This window comes from Rhodococcus sp. JS3073, assembly GCF_026810085.1.
GTDB classification, from domain to species: domain Bacteria; phylum Actinomycetota; class Actinomycetes; order Mycobacteriales; family Mycobacteriaceae; genus Rhodococcus_F; species Rhodococcus_F wratislaviensis.
Map to the genome: position 1 here is coordinate 928,234 of NZ_CP113952.1, position 24,134 is coordinate 952,367.

The 24,134-nt window shown below is 64.0% G+C and carries 15 protein-coding genes and 5 pseudogenes; 11 read left to right on the forward strand and 9 right to left on the reverse strand.

Features of this window, described 5'->3' with window-relative positions; genetic code table 11:
• Positions 1-21 precede the first annotated feature (21 nt).
• The 8 genes from OYT95_RS42180 to OYT95_RS42215 all read left to right on the forward strand — a co-directional run bounded on the left by OYT95_RS42180 (position 22) and on the right by OYT95_RS42215 (position 10,629).
• Entirely contained in the window at positions 22-1,545 is a 1,524-nt protein-coding gene (locus tag OYT95_RS42180) for a sugar ABC transporter ATP-binding protein (RefSeq protein WP_052033366.1), read from the forward strand.
• Positions 1,542-2,681, forward strand: coding sequence for an ABC transporter permease (locus tag OYT95_RS42185; protein WP_268792477.1), 1,140 nt, complete (start codon positions 1,542-1,544; stop codon positions 2,679-2,681). Before OYT95_RS42180 ends, OYT95_RS42185 begins: the two co-directional genes overlap by 4 nt.
• Before the next feature lie 18 nt (positions 2,682-2,699).
• Positions 2,700-3,821, forward strand: coding sequence for a sugar ABC transporter substrate-binding protein (locus OYT95_RS42190; RefSeq protein WP_162181214.1), 1,122 nt, complete (start codon positions 2,700-2,702; stop codon positions 3,819-3,821).
• Between the two features lie 132 nt (positions 3,822-3,953).
• The gene (locus OYT95_RS42195; RefSeq protein WP_268792478.1) at positions 3,954-5,579 is read left to right on the forward strand and encodes an FAD-dependent monooxygenase; all 1,626 of its coding nucleotides are present in this window, start codon (positions 3,954-3,956) and stop codon (positions 5,577-5,579) included.
• 70 nt (positions 5,580-5,649) lie between these two features.
• The gene (locus OYT95_RS42200) at positions 5,650-7,269 is read left to right on the forward strand and encodes an FAD-dependent monooxygenase (protein WP_052033364.1); all 1,620 of its coding nucleotides are present in this window, start codon (positions 5,650-5,652) and stop codon (positions 7,267-7,269) included.
• A gap of 553 nt (positions 7,270-7,822) precedes the next feature.
• Positions 7,823-8,374, forward strand: a complete 552-nt coding sequence (locus tag OYT95_RS42205) for a YceI family protein (protein ID WP_052033363.1) — start codon at positions 7,823-7,825, stop codon at positions 8,372-8,374.
• Between the two features lie 3 nt (positions 8,375-8,377).
• Complete coding sequence (locus tag OYT95_RS42210; RefSeq protein ID WP_268792479.1) at positions 8,378-8,974, forward strand: NADPH-dependent FMN reductase; 597 nt, start codon at positions 8,378-8,380, stop codon at positions 8,972-8,974.
• A gap of 569 nt (positions 8,975-9,543) precedes the next feature.
• Positions 9,544-10,629: an alpha-hydroxy acid oxidase gene (locus OYT95_RS42215; RefSeq protein WP_328286575.1), complete on the forward strand. Its 1,086-nt coding sequence runs from the start codon at positions 9,544-9,546 to the stop codon at positions 10,627-10,629.
• A gap of 1,832 nt (positions 10,630-12,461) precedes the next feature.
• Here the strand turns inward: OYT95_RS42215 and OYT95_RS42220 are convergent.
• Positions 12,462-13,151 (reverse strand): nitroreductase, encoded by a 690-nt coding sequence (locus tag OYT95_RS42220; RefSeq protein WP_037235682.1) that lies wholly within the window; start codon positions 13,149-13,151, stop codon positions 12,462-12,464.
• A 108-nt stretch (positions 13,152-13,259) separates the two neighbouring features.
• On the opposite strand from OYT95_RS42220, the gene OYT95_RS42225 reads away from it, so the two are divergent.
• On the forward strand, positions 13,260-13,850 hold the full coding sequence (locus tag OYT95_RS42225) for a TetR/AcrR family transcriptional regulator (protein ID WP_037235680.1): 591 nt from the start codon (positions 13,260-13,262) through the stop codon (positions 13,848-13,850).
• Positions 13,851-14,178: 328 nt separating this feature from the next.
• Here the strand turns inward: OYT95_RS42225 and OYT95_RS42230 are convergent.
• Positions 14,179-14,514, reverse strand: a pseudogene (locus tag OYT95_RS42230) (winged helix-turn-helix transcriptional regulator).
• 120 nt (positions 14,515-14,634) lie between these two features.
• Between OYT95_RS42230 and OYT95_RS42235 the strand changes: the two are divergent.
• A pseudogene (locus tag OYT95_RS42235) lies at positions 14,635-14,967 on the forward strand (peptidase M48); the annotation flags it as partial.
• Between the two features lie 24 nt (positions 14,968-14,991).
• Here the strand turns inward: OYT95_RS42235 and OYT95_RS42240 are convergent.
• Both OYT95_RS42240 and OYT95_RS42245 read right to left on the reverse strand, forming a co-directional pair.
• On the reverse strand, positions 14,992-15,621 hold the full coding sequence (locus tag OYT95_RS42240) for a DsbA family oxidoreductase (RefSeq protein WP_442972586.1): 630 nt from the start codon (positions 15,619-15,621) through the stop codon (positions 14,992-14,994).
• A gap of 144 nt (positions 15,622-15,765) precedes the next feature.
• Complete coding sequence (locus tag OYT95_RS42245) at positions 15,766-16,911, reverse strand: citrate synthase 2 (RefSeq protein WP_268792481.1); 1,146 nt, start codon at positions 16,909-16,911, stop codon at positions 15,766-15,768.
• 694 nt (positions 16,912-17,605) lie between these two features.
• Between OYT95_RS42245 and OYT95_RS44955 the strand changes: the two are divergent.
• Positions 17,606-17,733 (forward strand): annotated as a pseudogene (locus OYT95_RS44955) (IS3-like element ISRhosp5 family transposase); the annotation flags it as partial.
• Positions 17,734-17,819: 86 nt separating this feature from the next.
• Here the strand turns inward: OYT95_RS44955 and OYT95_RS44960 are convergent.
• The 5 genes and pseudogenes from OYT95_RS44960 to OYT95_RS42275 form a co-directional block, all read right to left on the reverse strand.
• Positions 17,820-18,342 (reverse strand): annotated as a pseudogene (locus tag OYT95_RS44960) (transposase); the annotation flags it as partial.
• A gap of 261 nt (positions 18,343-18,603) precedes the next feature.
• Positions 18,604-19,468: pseudogene (locus OYT95_RS42260) on the reverse strand (HpcH/HpaI aldolase/citrate lyase family protein).
• Positions 19,469-19,651: 183 nt separating this feature from the next.
• The gene (locus tag OYT95_RS42265; RefSeq protein WP_268793297.1) at positions 19,652-20,929 is read right to left on the reverse strand and encodes a Glu/Leu/Phe/Val family dehydrogenase; all 1,278 of its coding nucleotides are present in this window, start codon (positions 20,927-20,929) and stop codon (positions 19,652-19,654) included.
• Positions 20,930-21,085: 156 nt separating this feature from the next.
• Complete coding sequence (locus OYT95_RS42270) at positions 21,086-22,624, reverse strand: AbgT family transporter (protein WP_268792482.1); 1,539 nt, start codon at positions 22,622-22,624, stop codon at positions 21,086-21,088.
• A 246-nt stretch (positions 22,625-22,870) separates the two neighbouring features.
• Positions 22,871-24,121, reverse strand: a complete 1,251-nt coding sequence (locus tag OYT95_RS42275; RefSeq protein ID WP_268792483.1) for a lyase family protein — start codon at positions 24,119-24,121, stop codon at positions 22,871-22,873.
• Between the last annotated feature and the right edge of the window lie 13 nt (positions 24,122-24,134).

The window sequence follows — 24,134 nt, forward strand, 5'->3', positions numbered from 1 at the left end:
GAAAAGTATACAGTTTCGCGCATGGTGACGAAGGACACATCGACGGTTCATCGGGTACCCGCTCTGCGGCTCACCGGGATTCGTAAGAGCTATGGCGGTGTCCAGGCTCTTCGTGGCGCTGATCTGACGATCCCGACCGCCGGCACGGTGCTCGGCCTGTGCGGGGAGAACGGGTGCGGCAAGTCAACCTTGCTCCGGGTGTTGGCGGGACAGGTCCGACCGGACGCCGGACGCATCGACATCGACGGCGAGCCCGTCACGTTCTCCAGGCCGCAGGAGGCAATCCGCCACGGCATCGTGACCGTGACCCAGGAAACCACGCTGGCACCCGAGCTGACCGTCGCGGAGAACATCTACCTCGGCCACCGGATGGCCCGCACACGATTCGGCATCGACTGGAAGCGCACCATGCGGGACGCCCATGAGCTGCTTGCGCGATTCGGCATGGACATCGACCCGGCATCGCCGGTGCGACAGTTGCGACCGGACCAGCAGCAGCTGGTCGAGATCGTGCGTGCACTGTCGATCGACGCTCGGGTGCTCATCCTCGACGAGCCCACCAGCTCTCTGACCGACGATGAGGTCGATGCGTTGCTCGACCGTGTCAGAGGCCTCGCAGACGGTGGGGTGTCGACCATTTTCGTGTCTCATCGGCTCGAGGAGGTCTTTCGCGTCGCGGATCGGATCGCGGTGCTGCGCGACGGCCTCCTTGTCAGCGAGGGGCCGATCGCCGACTACGACGAAACGTCTTTGATCGAAGCGATGGTCGGCGCCAGCCACCAGACGCTCGCAGAGAACCATCGTGTGCGCCCGACGGCAGACCCCGTCCTCCGCATCCGTGAGGTCACAGTCCCTGGGGTGATCGAGGAGATCTCACTTGACGTCGCTCCCGGTGAGATCGTCGGACTCGCCGGACTTGTGGGTGCCGGCCGCAGTGAGCTGCTCGAGACGGTGTTCGGACTCCATCGACCGGCGACCGGGGTCGTCGAGCTCGGCGGCGCGCCATTCCATCCGAAAGGGCCCCGTGACGCGATCGGGGCCGGCGTGGGTTATGTCCCGGCCAACCGCAAGGAGCAGGGGCTGGTCCTCGGCATGAGTGTCCGCGAGAACCTCGTCATGGCGTCGACTGCATGGTCCCGCCGCGCGAGAAGGCACCGCGCCAAGGAGGAAGGCCCCGTAGTGGCCGACTCCATGGTGTCGATGCAGATCAAGGCCGTGTCACCTAACACCACTGTCCAGACTTTGTCTGGTGGTAACCAGCAGAAGGTCGTGATGGGCAAATGGCTTGCGATCAGGCCGCAGGTCCTGCTCCTCGACGAACCAACCCGCGGAGTCGACATAGGGGCCAAGACCGAGATCCACCGGCTGCTCATCGCCGCTGCCGACGACGGCCTGGGAATTCTCGTTAGCTCGTCGGAGAATCCCGAGCTGCTGAGCATCTGCGACCGCATCGCCGTGATGTTCCGTGGACGGATCCGTGCGGTGCTGTCACGGGCGGAAGCCACCGAATCCACCATTGCCCACTACGCCGGAGGTCACGAGTGAACACCATCGACAGCACGTCAACAAAGAGCATCAACAACAGTTCCACGATCTCCAAGCTGCCGCCCGAACGCCCGTCGTGGGCCAGCCGACTCCCGCGACCGACCAGCGATGGCTTCGGTCGCTACGGCGCGGTGCTTGCTCTGCTCGTGATCATGTTTCTCGTGCTCAGCATCACGCAGGACCAGTTCCTAACGGACCAGAACATCAAAAACCTGCTCGCGAGCGTCTCCGTCGTCTCGATCTGCGCCTGCGGGATGACGTTCATCATCCTCACGGCGGGCCTTGATCTCTCGATCGGAGCCACGCTGGCACTCTCCGGGATCTTCCTGGCGAAGGTCATCGAAGCTGGTGTCCCCGGAGCGGTGGCTGCCTGTCTGACCGTGGTCTTCGGCTTTGTCGTGGGCGGAGTGCTCAACGGCATACCGATCGGGAAGTGGCGACTCTCGTTCTTTGTCGTAACGCTCGGGGTGGCCTCCGTGCTCACCGGTGTGGTGAACATCTGGTCCGAGAGCAAGACGACCTACGTCACGTCGTCGTTCGTCGACAGTGTCGGATTCTCGAACATCCTGGGGCTTCCTGTCCCGGTCTGGATCATGGGCGCCTGCTTCGCGCTGTTCGCGTATGTCCATAAGAGGACGTACTTCGGTCGGGATCTCTGTGCGATCGGCGGAAATGTCGAAGCTGCACGTCTCACGGGCATCAACGTGGCCTGGACGACGGTGTCCGTGTACGCGATCGCCGGAGCGTGCGCCGGGCTCGCTTCCGTGGTGCAGACCGGCCGACTGGGGGCTGCGAGCCCGCTCGTCGGCACCGATATCGCGCTCGCGGCGGTCGCAGCGGTGCTCCTTGGTGGCACTACGTTCACCGGCGGCGTCGGGGGTATCGGTGGGACGGTTGTCGGTGTGCTCTTCGTGGGCGTCCTCCAGAACGGCCTCGGCATCGCCGGGGTCTCAGGCTACTGGCAGCAGGTCATCACCGGCGCCATCCTCGTCTCCGCGGTCGGCCTTGACCGCCTGCGCCAGACCGGATGGTCGGCCCGCCTCTCACGCGGTAGCGCGTCGGGAGGAGACGGCCCGGACGCGGTTATCACAGGCGGGCCGCCATCGGCCGCCGCGACATCCGACCAGCTCACCTAGATCGAAGGAATTATGTACATGTCCAGCCACACAAGAAACCGACCTGGGCGCGTCCTCGCGGCTGCTGCGTTCATTACGAGCGCCTGCCTGTTGATGATGACCGCGTGCAGCTCCAGTGACACCTCGACCGGCGACGGGTCCTCGCCGGGAGCGGACGCGGCAAGCATTCCGCCCTATTCGGGCCCGGAATCTGATCTGCCCACCAGCTACGGCCTGCCGGCGAAGAAGCCGGGCAAGACGCTGACGTTCGGCTATCTCAACAACACGTCCGGCAACGAGCTGACCAACGCGTTGGGCGAGGGCTTCGAGGCGGAAGCCAAGTTCCTGGGGGCCAAGACGATTGTCCTCGACAGTCAGCTGAAGGTCGACCGTGAGGTCTCGAACTTCCAGCAGCTGCTGGCCCAGGGGGTGGACGGGATCCTCGTCAATCCGCTCGACCCTAAGGCGCTGTCTCCCCTCATCAAGCAGGCACAGGAGAAGGGCATCCCGCTGATCGGGGTCGATGTCGCCCTCGAGAACGGCGAGCTGCCCGAGGGCTTCACCGGTCAGATCATGAAGGGCGCGGACCATCAGGCATACGAGACGGCCAAGGCGATCGCCGCTGAGAAGGCGGGGGCCAAGTTCGGGATCCTCAACATCGCGTTCCCCGTCGCGGGGCCTCTGTACCAGATGGAGCGGTCGAAGTACTGGGCCGCGAAGTTTGGGCTGGAGTTCGCGGGAGAGCGGTCCAACGCCACCGACGACTCGAACGGAGCAGCGGCGGTATCCGGTCCGATGCTCAGCAAGGATCCCGACCTCGACGCCATCATCGCCTACAACGATCCGAGCGCACTCGGAGCCGTGACCGCGGCGCGAGCGAGCGGCCGAGAGCTGATCGCGGCTGGGTCGAACGGTGGCAGCGACGGAATCGGTGGTGTCAAGGCCGGCAAGCTTCTCATGACGACATCGGTCGACGCGGTCCGTATCGGCGCGATGGCGCTGGCGGGTCTCTACAACGTCCGGACGGACCAGAATCTCCCATTGCCCAAGTCGATCTTGGTCGCTGCCAAGGTCGTCACCAGGGAGAACGCCGACAGCTTCGCGAGCTTCGACGAATTGGCCGATTCGATCGAGCGGACCGGCCTCACCGCGACGCCATGAGCCCTGCTTGCGGCCCCGGATGCGTTGGGCATCCGGGGCCGCAAGGGCATCGCCTGGAACACCACCGCCCACGGGCGGAATCGAACACGGCACTGCAGTCCTGAGAGACCGAAGCAAAGGAAAGAAAAGAAAATGACTTCCACGATCGATGTTCCAGTCCTGATCGTCGGCGGCGGACCTGCGGGCATGAGCCTCGCGCTCCAGCTCGACCGCCTGGGGATACGAAGCATGCTCGCCGAGCGACGCCCGACGACTACCAAGCATCCGAAGGCCTTCGGATGCCAGGCGCGGACCATGGAGCACTTCCGCGTGTGGGGGATCGAGGACCGGGTCCGGGCGGCAGGTCTGCCCGCCACGGCCGACGTTGTCTGCTGGTGCGAGAGCCTCAGCGGTCCACTGGTGGCCTACACGCACCCAGAGGCGACGCTCAACACGCCCGCCCCGAAGTCGATCGTCTCGCAGGATGCGGTCGAAGAGGCCCTCGACGCGGCCCTCGGCACGAGTCCGGCCGCGAACATCCGCCGGTCGACCGAGCTGGTGTCCTTCGAGCAGGACGTCGACGGGGTCAGTGCCCGTTTGCGGAGCGTAAAGACCGCCGAGGAGGTGCTGGTACGCGCTCAGTATCTCGTCGGCTGCGATGGAGCCGACAGCGTCGTGCGCGACCGGCTCGGCGTGGAGATGGACGGTCCCGAGACCATCGCGCTCTGGGCCAGTCACTACTACCGCGCTGATCTCAGCCGTCTCCCGCACGTTCGCAGTGCCATCGGGTTCCTCGTTCGGCCGTCCGACCCGTCGCGGCCGCACATCGACGTGCTGGCCAGCGGCCCGGACGCGGACCGCTGGCGTTTTCTCGAGAAGCTGAAGGAGGGGCAGGAGCCGCTCACCGAGCAGCAGCTCATCGCCCTCGTCCGCGACTACTGGGAAATCCCGGACCTGAAGGTCGAACTCATCAACGTCATGCCCTGGCGAATGAGTGCCCAGGTGGCCAAGGAGTTTCGCAGAGGACGCGTCTTCCTGGCAGGCGACGCAGCCCACCGCTTCCCGGTCACGGGCGGCATGGGGCTGAACTCGGGCATCCAAGATGTACACAACCTTGCGTGGAAGCTCGCGATGGTGCTCGACGGACAGGCCGAGGAGACGCTGCTCGACACGTACGAGGCCGAACGCCGTCCGGTGGCGCAGGACAACACCGAGTGGTCGGTAGGAAACTTCCGCAGAATGCAGGAAATGGACGTGGCCTTCCAGAACCGCCGCGAGGACCCCCGGACTTGGCGCGACCTGTTGGTCGACATGGACGAGCAGATCAACTGCGAAGGCCAGTCGCTCGGATACATCTATGCCGACGGTGCTCTGATCGACGATGGTTCCCCGATGCCCGAGCACGAGGCCCAGTACTACTGGCCGACGGACCGACCCGGCGCGCGGTTTCCCCACATATGGATCGACGCGGATCAGACGGAGTCGACGATCGACTGGTTCGACACGTCGTTCGTCCTCGTCTGTGGTCCTGGGGCGCAGGGGTGGGCGCGGGCCGGCACAGCCCTGGCAACCGAGCTCGACCTGGCGCTCGAGATCAAGCAGCTGACGGCGCTGCTTGGTCCGTTGACGATTGAGCGCGACGGTGCGGTGCTGGTCCGGCCTGACGGCTATGTCGCCTGGCGGGCGACAGGCCCCGGAGACCCGGGCGAGCTCCGAGATGCACTTGAGCGTGTTGTCGCCGGTGGGACGCTCGCCCGAGAACTGCTGGAGTCGTCGTGAACTCGTTGGGCATTTATCCGGCCCGTACGGAATCCCAAACCACATCCGTTGTCACACGAAAGGAAGCGCGATGATCGAGGTGCCTGTTCTCGTGGTCGGTGCCGGTCCTGTCGGCATGAGCCTCGGGTTGTTGCTCGACCGCTTCGGGATCTCGAGTCTCGTTGCAGAGCGCCGCCCGGCGACCACGGTGCACCCGAAGGCGTACGGCAGCACCGCGCGCACGATGGAGCACTTTCGAGTATGGGGCATCGAGGGCCAGGTGCGTGGCGGCGGGCTGCCGCCGAACTCCGACGTGATCAGCTGGTGCGAGAGCTTAAGTGGCCCGATCGTCGCGCTGACTCATCCGGAACCCAGCAACAACACGCCGTCCCCGAAATCGATCGTCGCGCAAGATGTCGTCGAAGAGGCACTCGACCACGCGCTCTCGACCCGGCCCCGGGTCGACCTTCGTCGTTCGACACAGGTCATCTCGTTCCAGCAGGATTCCGAGGGGGTGACCGCACTACTCCGCCATGTCGACACCGGCGAGGAGTTCGAGGTGCGATCTCGCTACATCGTCGGGTGCGACGGAGCTGCGAGCCTCGTACGCGAGCGAGTCGGCATCGAGATGGAAGGGCCCGAGACGCTGCAGGTGCGTGCAACCCACTACTTCCGTGCGCCGGTGGGACACCTGCCTCACGTTAGGCGCGTCGTGGGATTCCTGTGCCGCCCGAAAGGACGTCCAGCCCTTGACGTGCTCGGGACCGGGCCGGACGGGGACCGGTGGCGCTTCATTCAGCTGCTCGGCGACGGAGAGGAGCCGTACAGCACCGATCATCTCATCGACCTCGTACGCGAGTACTGGGGGATCCCCGACCTCAAGGTCGAGCCGATCAACGTCCAGGTGTGGAACATGAGCGCGCAGGTCGCGAAGTCGTTCCGCCGCGACCGGGCGTTCCTCGCTGGCGACGCCGCCCACCGTTTTCCGCCAGCGGGCGGTATCGGGATGAACTCCGGCATCCAGGACGTGCACAACCTCGCCTGGAAGCTCGCTGCGGTGCTGGACGGCAGTGGCACTGATGCGCTGCTCGACACTTACGAGACCGAGCGTCATCCGGTGGCGTGGTCGAACACGAACTGGTCGGTCGAGGGCTTTGACCGGATCGAGGAGATGGATGAGATCTTCCACAACCGTCACGATGATCCCGAGCCCTGGCGCGCACTCCTGATCGATCAGGACCGACAGATCAACTGCGAGGGGCAAGCGATGGGGCTCATCTACGCCGACAGTGCCGCCGTGGTCGACGACGGTTCACCGGTCCCGCCTCACGACTCACGGTATTACTGGCCGACCGATCGACCGGGCGCTCGGTTCCCACACATGTGGCTGGATGCGGCCGAGTCCGAGTCGACCATTGACTGGTTCGACACGGCGTTCGTCCTGGTCTGCGGCCCCGACGCGACTGGCTGGAAAGCAGCCGGAGAGGATTTGGCGCGCGAGGGGAAGGTGCCACTCCTGGTCAAGGTGCTGCCGCACCTGGTTGGACCTTTGACCCTCGGGCACGAGGGCGCAGCACTGGTTCGACCCGACGGGCACGTCGCGTGGCGCTCGCAAGGGTCTGGTGCGCCCGAGGACCTCGTCGCGGCGTTGGCAGATGTGCTCGCCGGCGCGGCAGGTGTCGCCTCACTGGCACTCGCTGTTCGCGGGTAACCATTACGTTCGGCATGTCGGGTGCGCACGGCAATCGTCGTGCGCACCCTTTATCTAAACCGTTGACCCATCCGTGATACCGCTCTAGCGACGCAACCGGAGGATGCGCCCAGAATCACTTCTCTTCGCAGAGAGGTCTTGCGGAAGCACTTGAAGAAACCGGCGGTTCTCGTGCGGCCCTGCAACTTCTGGATATATCTCTTGACCCAAGTAGCTCGAAAAGTATACACTTTATGAGTATTTACAGAGACCAGCGGGTGCGAGCCATTGGGAGTTCCTACCGTCTGGAGTACGTGAAGAAGGGGAATCCTTCTCGGCAGGACAGGGCGCCCAGGCGGCAGCGCTCACACCTTTACGAGGTGAACCAGATCCCGCCGATCCTTCGAGAGTTGGCTCTCGTCACGAGGGAACCCTGCCCGGCCATTAGGTCAGATCAGCGATCTGACCTAATGGCCGGAACTCAAGGCCAGATCGCTGCGAATCCTCGTGGTTATCCGCTGACGGACACGTCCGGAGCAACAACCCACCAGACCACCTCGACGAGAGGCGAACGATGAGCGAAGACACCTTCCCCCGGGCTACGCCGGGCACCTATCGGCTGGACCCGATCCACTCCACCGTGGGGATCTCGGCAATGCACAAGATCTCCCGATTCCGTAGCGGGGTCGCCGAGTTCGACGCCACCCTTGAGGTGGACGACTCCGGCGAGATGACCCTGAACGGCTCGGCTAGAGCCGCCAGCATCCAGGTCAAGAACGACGAACAGTACACGCATCTGCAGTCGCCAGAATTCTTCGACGCCCTGCGCCACCCGACCGTTCAGTTCCGGTCGACGTCCGTGACCCTCGCCGATGACGAAACACTCGTCGTCATCGGCGATCTGACGGCGCGAGGTCACACCGAGCGTGTGGAGTTGCGTGGCCGACTGTTGTACGTGGCAGACGACTCCCACGCCACTGAGCGTGTCGGGATCGACCTCGAAACGGTGATTGACCGCAGGCGGTTTGGCGTGACATGGAACCAGCGACTCCCCGGAGGACGGTATGCGCTGTCGAACGAGGTTACGCTTACAGCCGAGTTCGAGCTGCCGAAAGCGAAGGTATAGGCCGTGACTCAGGCGATCACTCGGGTCCTGGGAATCTCGGGCAGTCTCCGGCGCGACTCGTTCAACACCAAGCTGCTCGCAGTCGCGGCCGATGGGCTGCCGGCCCGCGTTGAGTATCAGCGCTATGAGGCGCTCAGAGACATCCCGCCGTTCAATGCTGACGATGAAGGGACGCCGCCGGCTGCCGTCAGTCACTTTCGCAGTCTGCTCGATTGGGCAGACGCCGTGATCATTGCGACGCCCGAGTACAACGCGTCGATCCCCGGCCAGTTGAAGAACGCGTTTGACTGGGCGTCGCGCCCGGTGACAACGGCAGCACTACGTGGGTTGGCAGTCGCAGTGATCGGTGCCAGCACGTCCAGCTTCGGAGCGACCTGGGCCCAGGACCAGCTTCGCGGCTCTCTGGGAGCAGCCGGCGCGCGCGTGGTGGACCTCGAGCTTGCCGTCGCCGAGGTGGAGGATCAGCTCTCGGATGACGGCATATTCAGAGACCCACAACTCTTAGACCAGTTGACAGCGATCCTCGACGCGCTCATGGCCGAGGCAGACATTGCTGCAACGGAGCGGGACGCCTCAGCGCCGCTGGGTGCGTCGCGCTAGCTCAGCCGCGCTGCACGTTCAATGACTGACTACCTCGATGATGGCGCGAAAGGTATCGGAAGGGATTGCAACGTTGAATGGGATGGCGATGTTGCCCGGGTCCGTCCGAAGATAGAGGCCGCGGCAAGCAGGACATCCATGGACTCTTCGGCGTGACGGCGTCTGGACGCCATCGAAGCGCCTATTCCTGCTGGTCACGGGCCTCCGGCCAGCTGAGACCAACGCGCAATACCAACACGACCACCTGTACGGAATCGCGGGGGAGCGCCCACTTCTTTTGGGGCGCGGCAAGATACTCGAAAATGGGCCAGTATGTGGCACCGCCACGACATGGGCAACGGAGGGTAAGACCGAACATGACTGTTGACGCCGAGCGGACAGACACCGCGCCTCCACGCTTCCCCCACCCGGACGCCTTGGGACCCCGGCCGCGGTCCCGAAGGCGGTTTCCCCGATCATCCGAGCTGGCACCGTTGCTCAGACCACGACCATTCATCCTCGACAGAACCGATCGACGGCTAGCTCGCGCCGAATCAGTCAGCGCACTGCGCGCCATCGCACGACAGCGAGTGCCACGTGCAGTCTTCGACTACACCGATGGTGGCGCCGGAGACGAGATCGCGATGGAACGGTCTGCGGAGTTTTTCCGCGACATCGAATTCCACCCACGCGTGCTGCGAGACGTGTCCCGGGTCGATACCCGTACCCCGGTGCTGGGATCGGAATCGGCTCTTCCCTTCGGCCTGGGACCCACGGGCTTCACCCGGATGATGCATCACGAGGGCGACATCGGGGTGGCCAGAGCCGCCGCCAGAGCCGGTGTACCGTACGCACTCTCGACCATGGGAACCACATCGCTCGAAGACGTCAGCGATGCCGTCCCTGCGAGCCGAAAGTGGTTCCAGCTCTATCTGTGGCGCGACCGCGAGGCCAGTCGAGACCTCGTGCGGCGAGCCGCCGAGGCAGGATACGAGGCTCTCGTCCTCACCGTCGACACCCCGGTCGCCGGCCCCCGTCTCCGCGACGTACGCAATGGGCTGACAATACCCCCGTCGCTGACACTTCGAACCGTCGTGGACGCCAGCCGCAAGCCGTCGTGGTGGTTCAACCTGCTCTCCACTCCGCCACTCGAGTTCGCCTCGATGAGCTCGAAGGACGGGACGATCGCACAGCTCGTGGGGTCGATGTTCGACCCCGCTGCAACGGTGGCCGACCTGGGCTGGCTGCGCGAGATCTGGGGCGGCAAGTTAATCGTCAAGGGCGTCCAGGGCGTTGCCGATGCGCGCGCTGTCGTTGATGCAGGTGCCGACGCGGTCGTGGTGAGCAACCACGGTGGCCGCCAGCTCGATCGCGCACCGGTCCCCATGGAGCAGCTGCCGGCGATCGCGAAGGCCATCGGGGATCACGCCGACGTCTTGGTTGACGGTGGGATCAGGTCCGGAGCCGACGTGGCGGTGGCGTTATGTCTCGGGGCCGACTTCGTGCTCATCGGCCGGGCATACCTGTTCGGCCTCATGGCCGGAGGCGAGCGAGGTGTCGATCGAGCACTGGAGCTGATGGCTGTCGAGCTCCGGAACACGATGCAGCTGTTAGGAGTCGACTCCATCGACCAGCTTCAGGACAGTCACGTTCGGCGGCGCGACCAAAGAGGCTGAGCCGCACACGCTCACGCTGTCGATGATCAACTAGGGCGACGACGGATATTCCCTGCTGGCACAGCCAACGAGAATACCAAGAACTCCGACCACGTTCGCGTCGATGAGGCTCCCCCCGATTGATGCAATTCCGAGCCGATGCTGGTTGACTGACTGCAACCGGAATTCTCGACTGGGTTCGAGGTGAGGGGGATGGTTTCCCAAGTCTGCGACGACGATAGCGGACATTGCAGCGCTGAATTCATCTCTCTTCTGCTTCGAATTCGCATGGGCGGGCGCTCGCTGAGTTACGACGGGTTCAGTGGACAACCGCTAGGGCTACTGGGTTCGTGGTCCGGTGTCGGTATATCAGGATTTGCATAGGCCAGCTCGTGTGAGGGGTCACCGCTGGCCTATGCAAATCCCTTCACCTACGCCGAGCCTGCAAAGGAGACCGAGTTGCAGCCTCGCTTCTCTGAAGTCTCGCCGATGTCCTTTGTCAGACTGACACCCTATAAGCGCAAGCAACTCCCGCCGATGTACGGGAATCTGCACGATTGCAGAGATCTTTCGGGGAACTTCGCGCAATCAAAATCACGCGGTCGAGCACGGTTTTGACGGCGTAGGTTGATCGTTCCACCTAGGTGTTGTCTAGGTGGAGGGTTCACGTCGCAGTGGTGGGCCTTGTCCGCGTGCATGTAGGTGGAGGTTTGGTGTGAACGCTGCCGTTCGTCTGCATCTCTCAACGCCGCAGTCTTGCAGTCGTGCTGGTTAGTCCGTGCGAGATCATTGTCGGAATTGGTGCTCGTTCTGACAGCAGCGCGCATCTCTCGATGGCCGGACACAGACGGTCAGGATTCTGGTGGAACGGAGGGTGTGCTGCGCCTCGGCTTCGAGCTTGGTCGCAGCGCGACCGATTATCCAATCATGGTCGCTGCGAGCGATACGACGCCAGCTGCGAGTGCGCCTCCAAAGGCGCCGAGGTACGGGTTCCCTACTGCAGCACCCAGCAATGTCATGCCACCGATCAGGGCGGTCCAGAACATTCCGTAGGTCCTCCATTCCGAGCCGTCCGCGGCTGTCACGCGAGGCGTCCATGCTGGGTCTTCGTTTTGTCGCCTTAGCGGCGGCGGGGGAGTGGACGATGCGCGGGTGCATCCCGTGACCTGGTTAGCTGTCCTTTCGGAACGACCACGCAAGCGGACCTCTTCAAGCGCGGGTCCGGTCGGCATAGCGCGGTGTTCTGATGCGTTGATCGTGTTGTACCCGATAACAATTCCATCGGAATCTCTCATCATGTTTTCGTTCAAGTGTGATGTTGTAAGTGTCTTCGGCTGGTGCAGGGCGACGAGTTTCGGCAGTTTCGCTGAAGTGAGTGTTCGATAGCCTCGGTCGGCTTCGGACCCCTGCGGGGCCATTGCCCTGCAGGAAGATATACTGCGGGGATAGTGCTACGTACACTCTTTCTATGCGTCGAGTGTCCATCCCCCCAGCGGGAACTCACGCCGTCGTGTTAAGGACGAGGCATTCCGTGGAAATCGGAAGGTCCACGAAGCAAAAGGCTTTGAGTATCGGCATGGGTGAGTCGTCCGGATGGAAGAGATGACTTAGTGCGAACGGTCGAGTTGTGTCCATACCGGATCGACTTCCTCGGTGTCCGCGGGTGTCGATCGCAAACGCGGCTTCATCGAGAGTGGCACGAGTTGGAAACCGTCGAGGTAAGCGTGGCCACCCTCACTGTATTCGTTGACTACGCCTGGGCCGCGCCCGGTGTCTGGACCAGGCGAGCCAACGCCAGGGGGTGACCGACAACATCCCAATGGAGGATTTCCTCGATCCAAATAGGGCGCGGGCTAGGGGTGGAAGGTGGTCGTGGCGTCGAGGGCGGCGCGGCCGGTGGTGATGTGGTTGACGGGCGCGTCCTTGTCTGCGTAGCCGAAGGAGATCCCCACGAGCAGCTTTCCCTCGTTCATGCCGAGTTCGTCGCGGACAGTGTCGGCGTAGAAGCTGAGCAGTCCCTGGGGGCAGCTGTCGACGCCGTACGCGGTCAACGCGAGCAGCAGTGTCTGGGTGTAGATGCCGACATCGGCAGCCAGCCGGGCTGCGCCGTCACCGGTGGCAAAGAGGAACGCAACGTGCGGGGCACCGTAGAAGCGCAGGCTCTCGGCATCGTAGGCGGCGCGTGCGGTGTGGTCGTCCAGTCCGATACCCAGTGCACCGTAGAGCTCGCCACCGAACTCGGCACGGCGGTCCTGCTGCTCCGGGGAGTACATGTCATCGTGGTAGGGGAAGTCGACGGTGGTGCGCTGCTCGGCGTGGGCGGCCACGATCGCGTCGGCGAGGCGGTCTTTCCGCGCCCCGCTCGCCACCTCGACCCGCCAGGGCTGCGCGTTCGAGTTGGACGGCGCGGCACCGGCGAGGGCGAAGACCGCGCGCAGAGTTTCCTCCGGCACCGGGTCGGGCCGGAACGCGCGGGTGGCGCGGCGGCTACGGATCAGCTTCTCCGCGTGGCCGCTCAGTTCGGTCGTGTGGGACGGGCTCATGGGGGCACTCCTCGAAACGACTTATGTATACGTGAACGTTTACCTAACGAAGGGTGACTCTAGCAGCACTTCCGCCAAAAAGTAAACGCGTGCGTATACTCAGGCGTTATGGATGCGACGACGAAGGTCACTCGCCGCGGGCGCGGCGGGCGGGAACGGATCCTGGCTGCCGCCGCCCTGCTGTTCTCCAACCAGGGGATCAATGCGACTGGAATGGAACAGGTCGCGGACGCGGCTCCGGTGTCCAAACGCACTCTCTACGCGCACTTCCCGGCCAAAAGCGACCTTGTAATGGCGCACCTGCGGGAGCTGGCCACGTCGGGGCGGACCCTGGAAGGCGTGCTCACCCGCGAGGATCTCGACCCGCGGGAGCGGATTCTCCGACTGTTCGATCCCCCGGTTCCGGCCACGTCCCCGGTGCGGGGGTGCCCGTTCATCGACGCCGCGGTCGAGTTCCCCGACCCGCAGAGCGAGGTCCACACCTACGCACGGGAGCAGAAGCTGCTGATGGCGCAGCTCGTCACCGAGCTGGCTGCGGAGCTGGGCGCCGCCGACCCGGCCGCACTCGCCGAGCAGTTGGTCACCCTCGCCGACGGCGCCGCCAGCCGCGCAATGGTCCTCGATCAGCCGGGCTACGGTCGGCACGCGCGCGTGGCCGCGGAAATCCTGCTCGACCGGACCCCCACACCCACAGGCTAAGAATAGGGCGGGCTACGAAGCCGACCCGGCGGAACCGCCACCCCCTGAGGCAACCCCGCCGCTGCGACAGTCTCCCGAGCCTCCGCTCATCACGCTGTAAGGCGCGGAAACAATTTGGCGACATAGACCTGACGCCAGCCTCGACACGTTCCGTTCACGCGTCGATCCGGAATGGCGGCGGCGTGGCGGAACGGTCAACACCCGCGGTCCCGCAGTACATGCCGAGAAAGGCGCGTAGCTTCGCCAGCCATTCGCTGCACGCGGTTGACCGGACCACGTCGCCAGCCGTCGCCAGGCCCAAGTTCCCAGTCCGATCCAGATTTGCCGCTCAGGCATCTAAGCTCCGACGGGATGCCTTGATGTGACCGAGGTTCCGGAGGGTCCAGGCGCACATTCCATCGATCGCCGCTCGGAGGGGCGTGGCCGGGCTCGGTGAGGGTGTGGGCGGCCCGTAGTGGCACGGTGGGATGCGCTTTCCGCTCGACCAGGCCGTCAACTCAAGCTCCGCAGTTCTGGGTGAGCATCTTGTAGTTGATGCCCTCGACTGCGTCCCCCCAACTCACTGAAGCACAGGGTGCGCCCACCGAGACACTCGATGACCAGCAACGTCCACTTGTTGGCGAGGTCCGTGAAGATTTCCGGACTAAGAGTCCGCACGCGTCAAATCTGCGTCCTGAGGCGAGCCCGCCGATCACGACTGAATCTTCGCCGCCCAGGCGCCGCACCTCGACGTACGCGGACCCTGGACGACGACGCCGCCAACTACATTGCCGTGGTCGGGTCGGCGCTGTTCCGATCGATGGAATACACCGCAGACAACCACGGCTACTGTGTGCGGCCCCAGAGCGCCCGCGGCGCGAGAGGTGTTCTGGGCGCGGACAAATATCTCGTGAGCATCGTCGGATTCGACGAACTCGCCGACCGTGCCACCACCGAACGCGGGTTCTTCCCGTGGTTCGTGAATCTGCTGTCGGGACATCCGGTGCTCACCTGGCGCGCCGCCGCCCTGCGGAACAGGACCCGGCACGGTCACCTGTTCGTGAAACCCGGCCAGATCTACCGCGATCCGCAGCAACTGCAGTACGCGGCCGACCCGGCCGGGCCCGGCACTCGGTGACCGTGCCCAGGATCGGAGCTGGGCTCAGTCGAACTGAGGGTCCTCGGTCCGGGTGCGCTTGAGCTCGAAGAAGTGCGGGTAGCCGGCCAGCGCGACCACACCGTCCCACACCTTGCCCGCATCCTCGCCGCGGGGAATCCGCGACAGGACCGGCCCGAAGAACGCGACACCGTTGACGTGGATCGTCGGGGTTCCGACGTCCGGTCCGACGGCGTCCATGCCGGCGGCGTGACTCTCGCGCAGTGCGGCGTCGTACTCCTCCGATTCGGCGGTCTCGGCCAGTTCGGCCGGCAGCCCGACCTCGGCGAGCGACTTGACGATCACATCGCCGAAGTCGTTGTTGCCCTCGTTGTGGATGAGCGTGCCCATCGCCGTGTACAGCGGCAGCAGGATCTCGTCGCCGTGCTTCTGCGCGGCCGCGATCAACACCCGCACCGGGCCCCACCCCTTGGTCATGAGCCAGCGGTATTCCTCCGGCAGATCTCGGCCCTCGTTGAGGACGGCCAGGCTCATCACGTGGAAGTTCGCCTGCAGGTCGCGCACCTGCGTGGCCTCGAGGATCCATCGCGAGGTGATCCAGCACCACGGGCACAGTGGGTCGAACCAGAAATCAGTGACGTCCTTGGTGGTCCCGGCGTTCGTCCCAGCACTCACGTAATGCTCCTTCTTGGTAATGTATATATTCTTGAACATTCAACACCTTCCCTGCCGGGAATCTGTCCGGGAGACCCCCGCTCGCGGCAGTGGGTCGGAAGTGGTCGCGAGTCTGCTCATTCTTCAGTCGAATACGTCGAATGGTCAGCTGGTGTGGGCGATCTGGTCCCAGCCCTCGACGGATTCGGGGGTGCGGGGTGCGGGTCCGGTGTAGATGGCGGCGGGGCGGACGAGTTTGCCGAGGCGTTTCTGTTCGAGGATGTGGGCGCACCAGCCGGCGGTGCGGCCGCAGGTGAACATCGCGGGCATCATGTGCGCGGGGACCTCGGCGAAGTCGAGGATGACCGCGGCCCAGAATTCGACGTTGGTTTCGATGGCCCGGTCCGGGCGGCGTTCGCGCAGTTCGGCGAGGGCGGCCTGTTCGAGGGCGGCGGCCGCCTCGTAGCGGGGGGCGTTCAGGCGTTGGGCGGTGGCGCGCAGCACCCGGGCGCGGGGGTCTTCGGCGCGGTAGACGCGGTGCCCGAAGCCCATCAGCTTTTCCTTGCGGTCGAGGATGCCCTTGACCAGGGTGCGGGCGTCGCCGGACTTTTCGGTGTCCTCGATCATCGGCAGGACGCGGGCGGGGGCCCCGCCGTGCAGCGGGCCGGACATGGCGCCGATGGCCCCGGAGAGGGAGGCGGCGACGTCGGCGCCGGTGGAGGCGATGACGCGGGCGGTGAAGGTGGAGGCGTTCATGCCGTGTTCGGCGGCGGAGACCCAGTAGGCGTCGATGGCGGCGACGTGGGCGGGGTCGGGGTCGCCCTTCCAGCGGACCATGAACCGTTCGGTGACGGTTTTCGCTTCGTCGATCCGTCTCTGCGGGACGGCGGGCTGGTAGATGCCGCGGGCGGATTGGGCGACGTAGGACAGGGCCATGACGGAGGCGCGGGCGAGTTGTTCGCGGGCGGTGTCGTCGTCGATGTCGAGGAGGGGTTGGTATCCCCAGATGGGGGCGAGCATGGCCAGGCCGGCCTGGACGTCGACGCGGACGTCGCCGGTGTGCACGGGCAGGGGGAACGGTTCGGCCGGGGGCAGTCCGGGGCCGAAGCGGCCGTCGACGAGCAGGGCCCACACGTTGCCGAAGGTGACGTGCCCCTCGACGAGTTCTTCGATGTCGACGCCGCGGTAGCGCAGGGCACCGCCGTCCTTGTCGGGTTCGGCGATGTCGCTGGTGAACGCGACCACACCTTCCAGACCAGGATTGAAATCAGCCGGTACACCTGTGCGGTCGATTGTCTCTGCGGTAGTCATTTCCTATTGTTCCTCAAAATTTGTGACGTCGGTGGGTCGTCGGGTGGACGGTCAGGAGCCGGGTCGAGAATCGGAGCGTCGCTCTGTTCGCCGCAGTGGAGAGAAGGGGCGACTGTTCCGCCGCCGCTCTGTGGCTTCAGCTCAAGCACAAGGTGCCGTCGGACACGTCCGCGATAGCTACTTCCGGGGTTTTGAAGACTCTCGATCCCATGTGCATCCTTTCTTGGCCGAAGTGCCCAGCGTTACCGTCTTTTCGCGAAGGCTCGTCCACCCAATGAACGGCGCAGTCGGATTGGTGTCGCTTCACTAAAAGGGGTTTGCCATTGCATTTCAAGTGTGCGGGAAACAGTGCTCGCGGTTTGAACGCCAAGCTTGGGAGTGTTCACTGAGTGGACATGGGACTGCTGCACCAATAGGTGACACGTTAGGTCACGCAGCCTGAGTGGTTGCTGTGGTCATGATGATCTCGAATTCGATGGAGGGCAATCGGCAAGAGCTGTCTGCCAGCGGCGCTTTTGATAGGTGTGTTCGATCCAGGTGGCGATCGCGATAAAAGGCTCTTCATGGGTGGCCCCCCGAACGGCGGTCGAGGATGTTCTTCTGTAGGAGCGCGCAAAACGATTCAATTGCGGCATTGTGGCAGGCCTCTCCGCCTCTGCCCATCGAACCGACCAGGCCGTGGCGGCCGAGAAGGACGGACAAACGGAAGACGCTGCAGGGGTGGAAGCGCTGGAAGGGGCAGGTGCGGCTCGCGCCGCAATCTTTCGCTGTGTCACGCGCTACAACACAGGCAGGAGGCACTCCGCGCTCGGCCGGATCTGACCGATAAACTTCGCGCAGCGATCGGCGACGCTGGCCACCGCCGCATAGGAACTGGGTGCCCGCACCTCAGGGGTGCCTCTCTATTGTCAAGCCGCCCTGTCGGATTCTTCCTCGCGTTGTCGGCAGCTGCGCCTTTCGTCGGCGAGCATGATGCGCCACACGTGATCGGACAGGTGGCGCTTGAGGCTGCGGGTCGTTGCACGGGGACTCTTGCCCTCGGCGATCTTCTTGTCGTAGTAGCCGCGGCCGGCGCTGGAGGGCATCCGGATCTGGACCATCGCGACGGTGTCGAGCGCGCCTGTCCCCGTACTGGGACAGGCGGTGGCGGTCGGTGTCGGCGCTGGCGACCTGCACCGGTGCCGATCCGTTGTAGTGCGCGTAGGCCACGGCAGTCGGAAACCGGCTGGCTCGTCCCGTTCGGCCGATCAGGCGGTCACCGGCCCGGTGCCGTGCTCGTCGAGGGTCTTGGTTATGTGCTTCTCGATCTCGGCGAGCCCGATCATCGAGGCGCCGGATGTCGGCGATCAGGTCGCGGCACAGGCCGACGCGGATGCGATCGACCTCGCTGCGGGCGCGGAAGCCCCGTAACAGTGTGGTTGCCGCGGCCGCGACACGGGGTGAGTTGGCGACGGTAGGCGGTCCAGCTGGTTCAGTACTGGGTGGTGTGACTCAGTGGTTGCGCCGGCGCTACACCTTGCACGAGTCGTTGCTGCCTTGAACTCCGGGTCCGGGTCGTACTCGTCGTTGGTCGTTCTGTGAAGTCGGGGTCCGGGTCGTACTCGTCGTTGCTGGTCCCTCCGTATGAGGAGTCTTGAGCCGGTATTTCGCCGCCGGGACAGTGTGAATCCGTTGCGGCTGAATTGGTAACCGTCACTGAAGTTCGGATTGCCGACCGTTCGGGTCGGTATTGAACACTGCCGACAATCGGCTGACTTTTTGGGCGCGCTTCAAGAGGGGGAGATCACTTCCGTCGCGTATGGTGCCTCCCCGGGAGTCGAAATCTTCCAGGAATTTTGTCGCCCACGCGGTTTCCGAGGGGCTTGGGCTGACTATTTCATTGATCGTTGGTGCCTGTGCGGTGTCAAGGCAAAGTTTGCCTGTGAGCCCGAGCCCCACTGCGGTCGTAGTTCGCTTGGAAAGTAGACGACGACTGCTGCCGAGTGTCGGGCCATCAATCGGTCCTGGTAGGCGTCCAAGTCGGCTGGCGACGACGAGTCGGGAACGCGGATAGGCCATTGCGAGATCGTTGTCGCTCGTACCGGTGTCGCGGCGGTAGTCTCCGCTACCGAAGGCGAGCCGGAATGTTCCGCGAGTCGAGGCGATGCGTGGTGATTCTTCGATCCCCAATGCTGATTCGATCAGGCCTGACGGGTGTTGTACCACCGAGTCGATCGAAGGTCTCGGTAACCTGCTCGACAGATTCCGTCTTCGCGAGCATGACACCGGTCAGCCCAGGTAAGCCCTTGAGTTGGTCGACATCGTCGGACCAGAACGACGTGGAGTGATCGTTGATCCGCACCCATGCCTCTTCGCGTTCGAGCCACCGGACGACTGTCGCGCGAGCTTCCGGTTTGTGTTGGGGAGCAACAGCATCCTCGATATCGAGCACGATCTGGTCGGCTGCGGAATGCTGTGCGTCCTCGAGTCGGTCGCGGCGAGTGGTATTGACAAGTAGCCAGGACCGAGCGAACTCGGAGGAGACTCGGCGGGATGTAGCCGGGGCTGAAAGCGACATGTTGTGTGCCTTTCCATGCAGTGGTGCGCCCGCAGTGTGGTGGCGTGGGAGATGGGCGAAGCTCTGGTAGGGAGTCGACGAGCGAGACCGACCTTCTCGTCAAGGTCTTCCGGTGCGTTCTACTTTTTCCTTTCTGGTATCGGCAGGTGCGCACCCAGCCGGGCGGTGATCAGTGTCCGACTCTCACGGGTAGAGGCCGCGGATGCGGTGCGCGTCGGCTACTCGTTCGACGGCAATCAACGTCGCGGCCGAGCGCAGTGACACCAGCTCTTGCGTCGCCACGTCTGCCACGTGCTGCCACGCTGCGAGGATTCGGTCAGCGAGGCGGGCTTCCAATTCGTCTCGACTCCACCAGTGTGCCTGGTCGGCGTGCGCCGACTCGAAATACGAAGCGATCACTCCGCCGGCGTTGGCCAGGATGTCCGGGACCACCTCGATGCCGCGTTCGGCGAGGATCGAGTCGGCGGCGGTGCTGGTCGGGCCGTTCGCACCCTCGACGATCACCCGAGACTGGACCCGGCGGGCGTTACCCTCGTGCAGCACGCCCTCGATGGCCGCCGGGACCAGCAATTCGACTTCGAGCTCTAACAACTCGTCGCCGGAGATGGTGTCGGTATCGGGTAGTCCGGCTACCGATCCGGTGCTGGCCAGGTGGTCGTCGAGTCGGTCCGGATCCAGTCCACGGCGGTCGTGCACCGCGCCGAACCGGTCGGAGACCGCGACCACCCGTACGCCGTGCTCGTGCAGGAGCCGCACCACGCCGCGGCCGACCTTGCCGTAGCCCTGGACCGCGGCCCTCGCCCCGTTCAGGGTCACTCCTGCCCGCTCGAGCGCCGCCTGCGCGACGTGCACGACACCGCACGGGGTCGCGTCCGCCCGGCCCCGCGAACCGCCGATGGACAGAGGGCTGCCGGTGACGATCCTGGGGGCCGTGTATCCGCGGGCGGCCGAGTAGGTATCCATCATCCAGGCCATTGTCTGTTCGTCGGTTCCGATGTCCGGGGTCGAAATGTCGCTCTCCGGGACGAGGAACGACATCAACTCGCCCGTGTACCGGCGAGTGACCCGCTCCAGCTCATGTTGCGAGTAGCCGTTCGGGTCCAGTGTAATCCCGCCCGTCGCCCCACCGTAGGGGAGGTCAATGAGCGCGCATTGCCACGTCATCCACATGGCGAGGGCACGTACTGCGTTGAGATCGACGTCCGGATGGAACCGGACGCCGCCCATTGCCGGGCCGCGTGAGAAGTTGTGCTGGACAAGGTATCCGGTGAGTAACTCGATTTCACCGGAGTCGCGGCGCACCGGGACACTGACCCGGGTCTCGCGGCGGGCGTTGGCCAGCATGGCATGCATGCCGGCGTCGTAGCCGAGCCGAGCAACGGCCTCGGTTAGCTGAGATTGTGCGGCAGCCAGCGCCCGTAAACCCGCGGACGAGGGGGGTATGGCGGCAGGAATCAGGATGTCCCTCACGGGGGGCTTCTTTCTGGATCGGCGGTTGGGGCGTGCACAACCGCCGATCCCCAGACTATTGGTAGTCAGCAGAGATGTTGTCGAATTACGTAGTTGCGTAACAGTGTCGGACGGTCCCTTGGTTACGCCGATGTAGGCGGGAGGGGATCAGTAGAGGGAGCCGCCGGGGCCAAGCGGGACACCGAGCAGGTACCAGACGACGAACAGTCCAGACCAGGCGATGAGGACGGCGATGGATATGGGTATCGCGAAGGAAATGACCGTTCCGATTCCTGCGTTCTTCTTGTATTGCTGCACGTATCCGAGCGCAAGAATGAAGAAGGCGTTCATCGGCGTGACCGGGCCGGTAGCCGAATCTCCGATCATGAAGGCCGCCAGCGTCGCCTCCGGCCGCATCCCGACGTACATCATCATCGGCACCAGAACCGGCGCGAGTAGGGACCACATTGCGGTTCCGCTTGAGATAACCAGATTCAGGACCGCGATCGCGAAGATCACGATGACCAGAACGACCAGATGAGGAGCGTTTAATTTGTGCAGGAGCTCAGCGCCCTCGACCGTGATAACGGAGCCCAGCCCAGTCCATTCGAAGTAGCCCAAGAACTGTGAAGCGGCGAAGAATAACACCAGTACCGGCGCGACCGGAATGATGCCGTCCGCCATGATTTTCGGAAGCGCTGATAGCGACGCCACGCTCCCTGTCGCCCGCCCGTACACGAATCCCGTTAGTGCAAACAGCAGGCCGATAAACACAGTGATGTTCAGCACCACCACCGACTGCACAATACTGCCGTTCTCGCCGAGCAGAGGGGAGCCCGGAACCAGCATAAGCCCTATCACAGCCGCCACATAGACGACGAGCGCGACACCGGCCCGCTTCAGCCCCCGGCGTTCCATCGGGGTGAGCTGAACATCCAAGTCAGTCACGTCATCCGCGGCCGCATCGTCGGCAGACGAATCATTTTCTGCCGCAGGCCACTGACTGAACTCAGGACGTTTCGCCAGGACAAACTCGACCACCAGCGTGATGACGATCGCCAGGTACACAGACGCGACTGCGGCATAGAAGTACGTCGCAACGGGGGTAACCACATAGTCGGGATCGACCGTCTGCGCGGCCGCAGTTGTCAGTGAGGCGCGAATCGCTGCGGACGGCGTGACAAGTGGACTCGCGTTGAAGCCCGCCGAGACCGACACAAATGCAACGAGGACACCGAGGACAGGGCTCCGCCCCACGGCACGGAAGGCCAATGCTCCGAGCGGAATCATCACCATGTATGCCGAATCATTCATTACGTGCGAGATCATCGAGCCAAAAGCGACCGCGAACGTCACCCAGCGAGCCGGCATGCGGATCACGGTAGCTCGGAGGAGAGCGGTCATGAGTCCACTCGCCTCAGCGATACTCACGCCGAGAATCATTGAGATCACAAGAGAAACAGCCGGAAACTCCGAATAGTTGTCTAGAGCGGACTCCGCGGCATAACCGATCCCCTCGAGGGAAAGTAGGTTCTTGACCTCCACGACCTCACCGGAGTTCGGCAATGTAACCGATACTCCGGCCAGGGAGAGGACGAAGCTGAGACCGCCCACGATTCCGGCCATGATCCAGAACAACCAGAATGGGTTGGGAAGCCTGTTTCCGGCACGTTCGATCGCGCTGATCGCCCGGAAGAGGATCTTCATCGTCCTACTGCTGCTGTCGACGACAGGGGCGGTGGTGCTTTGCATCTTTCTGGTCCAATCCGGTTTCCTGTAGGGACGATGCGCTGTCAGGCGAACGATGCTCTGGACTGTGACAGCGATTCGATCTTCAGTTCCCCGACTTCGAGACGCCGGGTATTGTGAGAGTGAGGCGAACAAGCCTGAGCCGCTCTAATATTCGCGTGGCGATACGCAGTATTCGGCCAGGTGCTGATCGCGGGAAGCGCCTTAAACCGAGTAGCTGGCGACGGCGTCATAGCCGTCTTCTTCCGCCTGGGTAATGAGCGAGTCAAACGGGCGAGAAGCGAGGATGGCAAGTCGGTCCCTGTTCCATTCCAAGCCGTCGATGCACTTCTCGGCAAAGACCGGAATCACAGCGGCCAGCTCGGTTAGCGCCGGCGACAAGGACGCGACGACCGAGGGGCTGTTCGAGTTGAAGTCAGGCTCGCCTCCGGCGACTGCCAAACTTACCGCCGTAGCTGCTGCGCGAATTGAGAAGCTGGCCTGTCCCACCATGCTGGGCACGACCGGATTGACCTTGCCCGGCATGATCGACGACCCAGGCTGAAGTTTCGGCAGAATTACCTCCGACAACCCACCGTTCGGGCCAGAGCTCAAGACCCGGAGGTCGTGGCTCAGCTTGTACAAAATGCTGCCACACCGGGCGGCGGTGTCGGCTAGCGCCGAGTATCCGTCAGCATGCGCGAAGGCGTCGATCGGGTTAGCGCTTGGACGCAGGGGCAGGCCCGTAATGTCTGCCAGTTGCTGTACGACTGCGGCCGCGAATCCGTCTGGCGCCCCGACTCCGGTCCCGAGAACCGTCCCGCCGAGCGGAACGACGTAGAGTGCCTGCGCTGCGACCTCGAACTGATCGGCGAAGCGCTCTGCAGCGGCCGCCTGCGCCATGTGGATCTCGGACACCGAAACCATGACAGCGTCCTGCCAGCCGGTGCGCCCCATCCTCTCCACCCCAGAGTGTCGCTCGGCCTGTCGAATGAAGCTACGCGCAAGATTTCGCAGGGCGGATGCCACGTCCAGCGCCTGGCGGGCAAGGAGCAGCCTTGCGGCTGTTGGATAGGCGTCGTTGGAGGACTGGGATCGATTCACGTGGTCATTCGGGTGAATCGTCAGCTCGGATCCACTCGGAAGAAGCTGGGTTGCCCGGGAGGCCAGCACTTCGTTGACATTCATGTTCGTTGACGTTCCGCCGCCAACGGCAACGACTCGCAGCGGAAACTGATCCAGCAGCTCACCGCGCGCGACTTCGACGGCCGCCTCCTCGATGGCGTTCGCGCGGGTCGTATCGAGCAGGCCCAGGTCTCGGTTCGTGCGGACCGCAGCGAGTTTGATTTCGGCGAACGCACGGACAAATTCGGGCAGTTGGTGCAGGCGGAGCCCGATATCCGGCGAGTTCTGGAGCGCTAGCGATGTCACCTTGCCCCACAGCTGAGCGTTGGTGAGGTCGGTCGATTCTCGCACTTTGCGGCCTTTC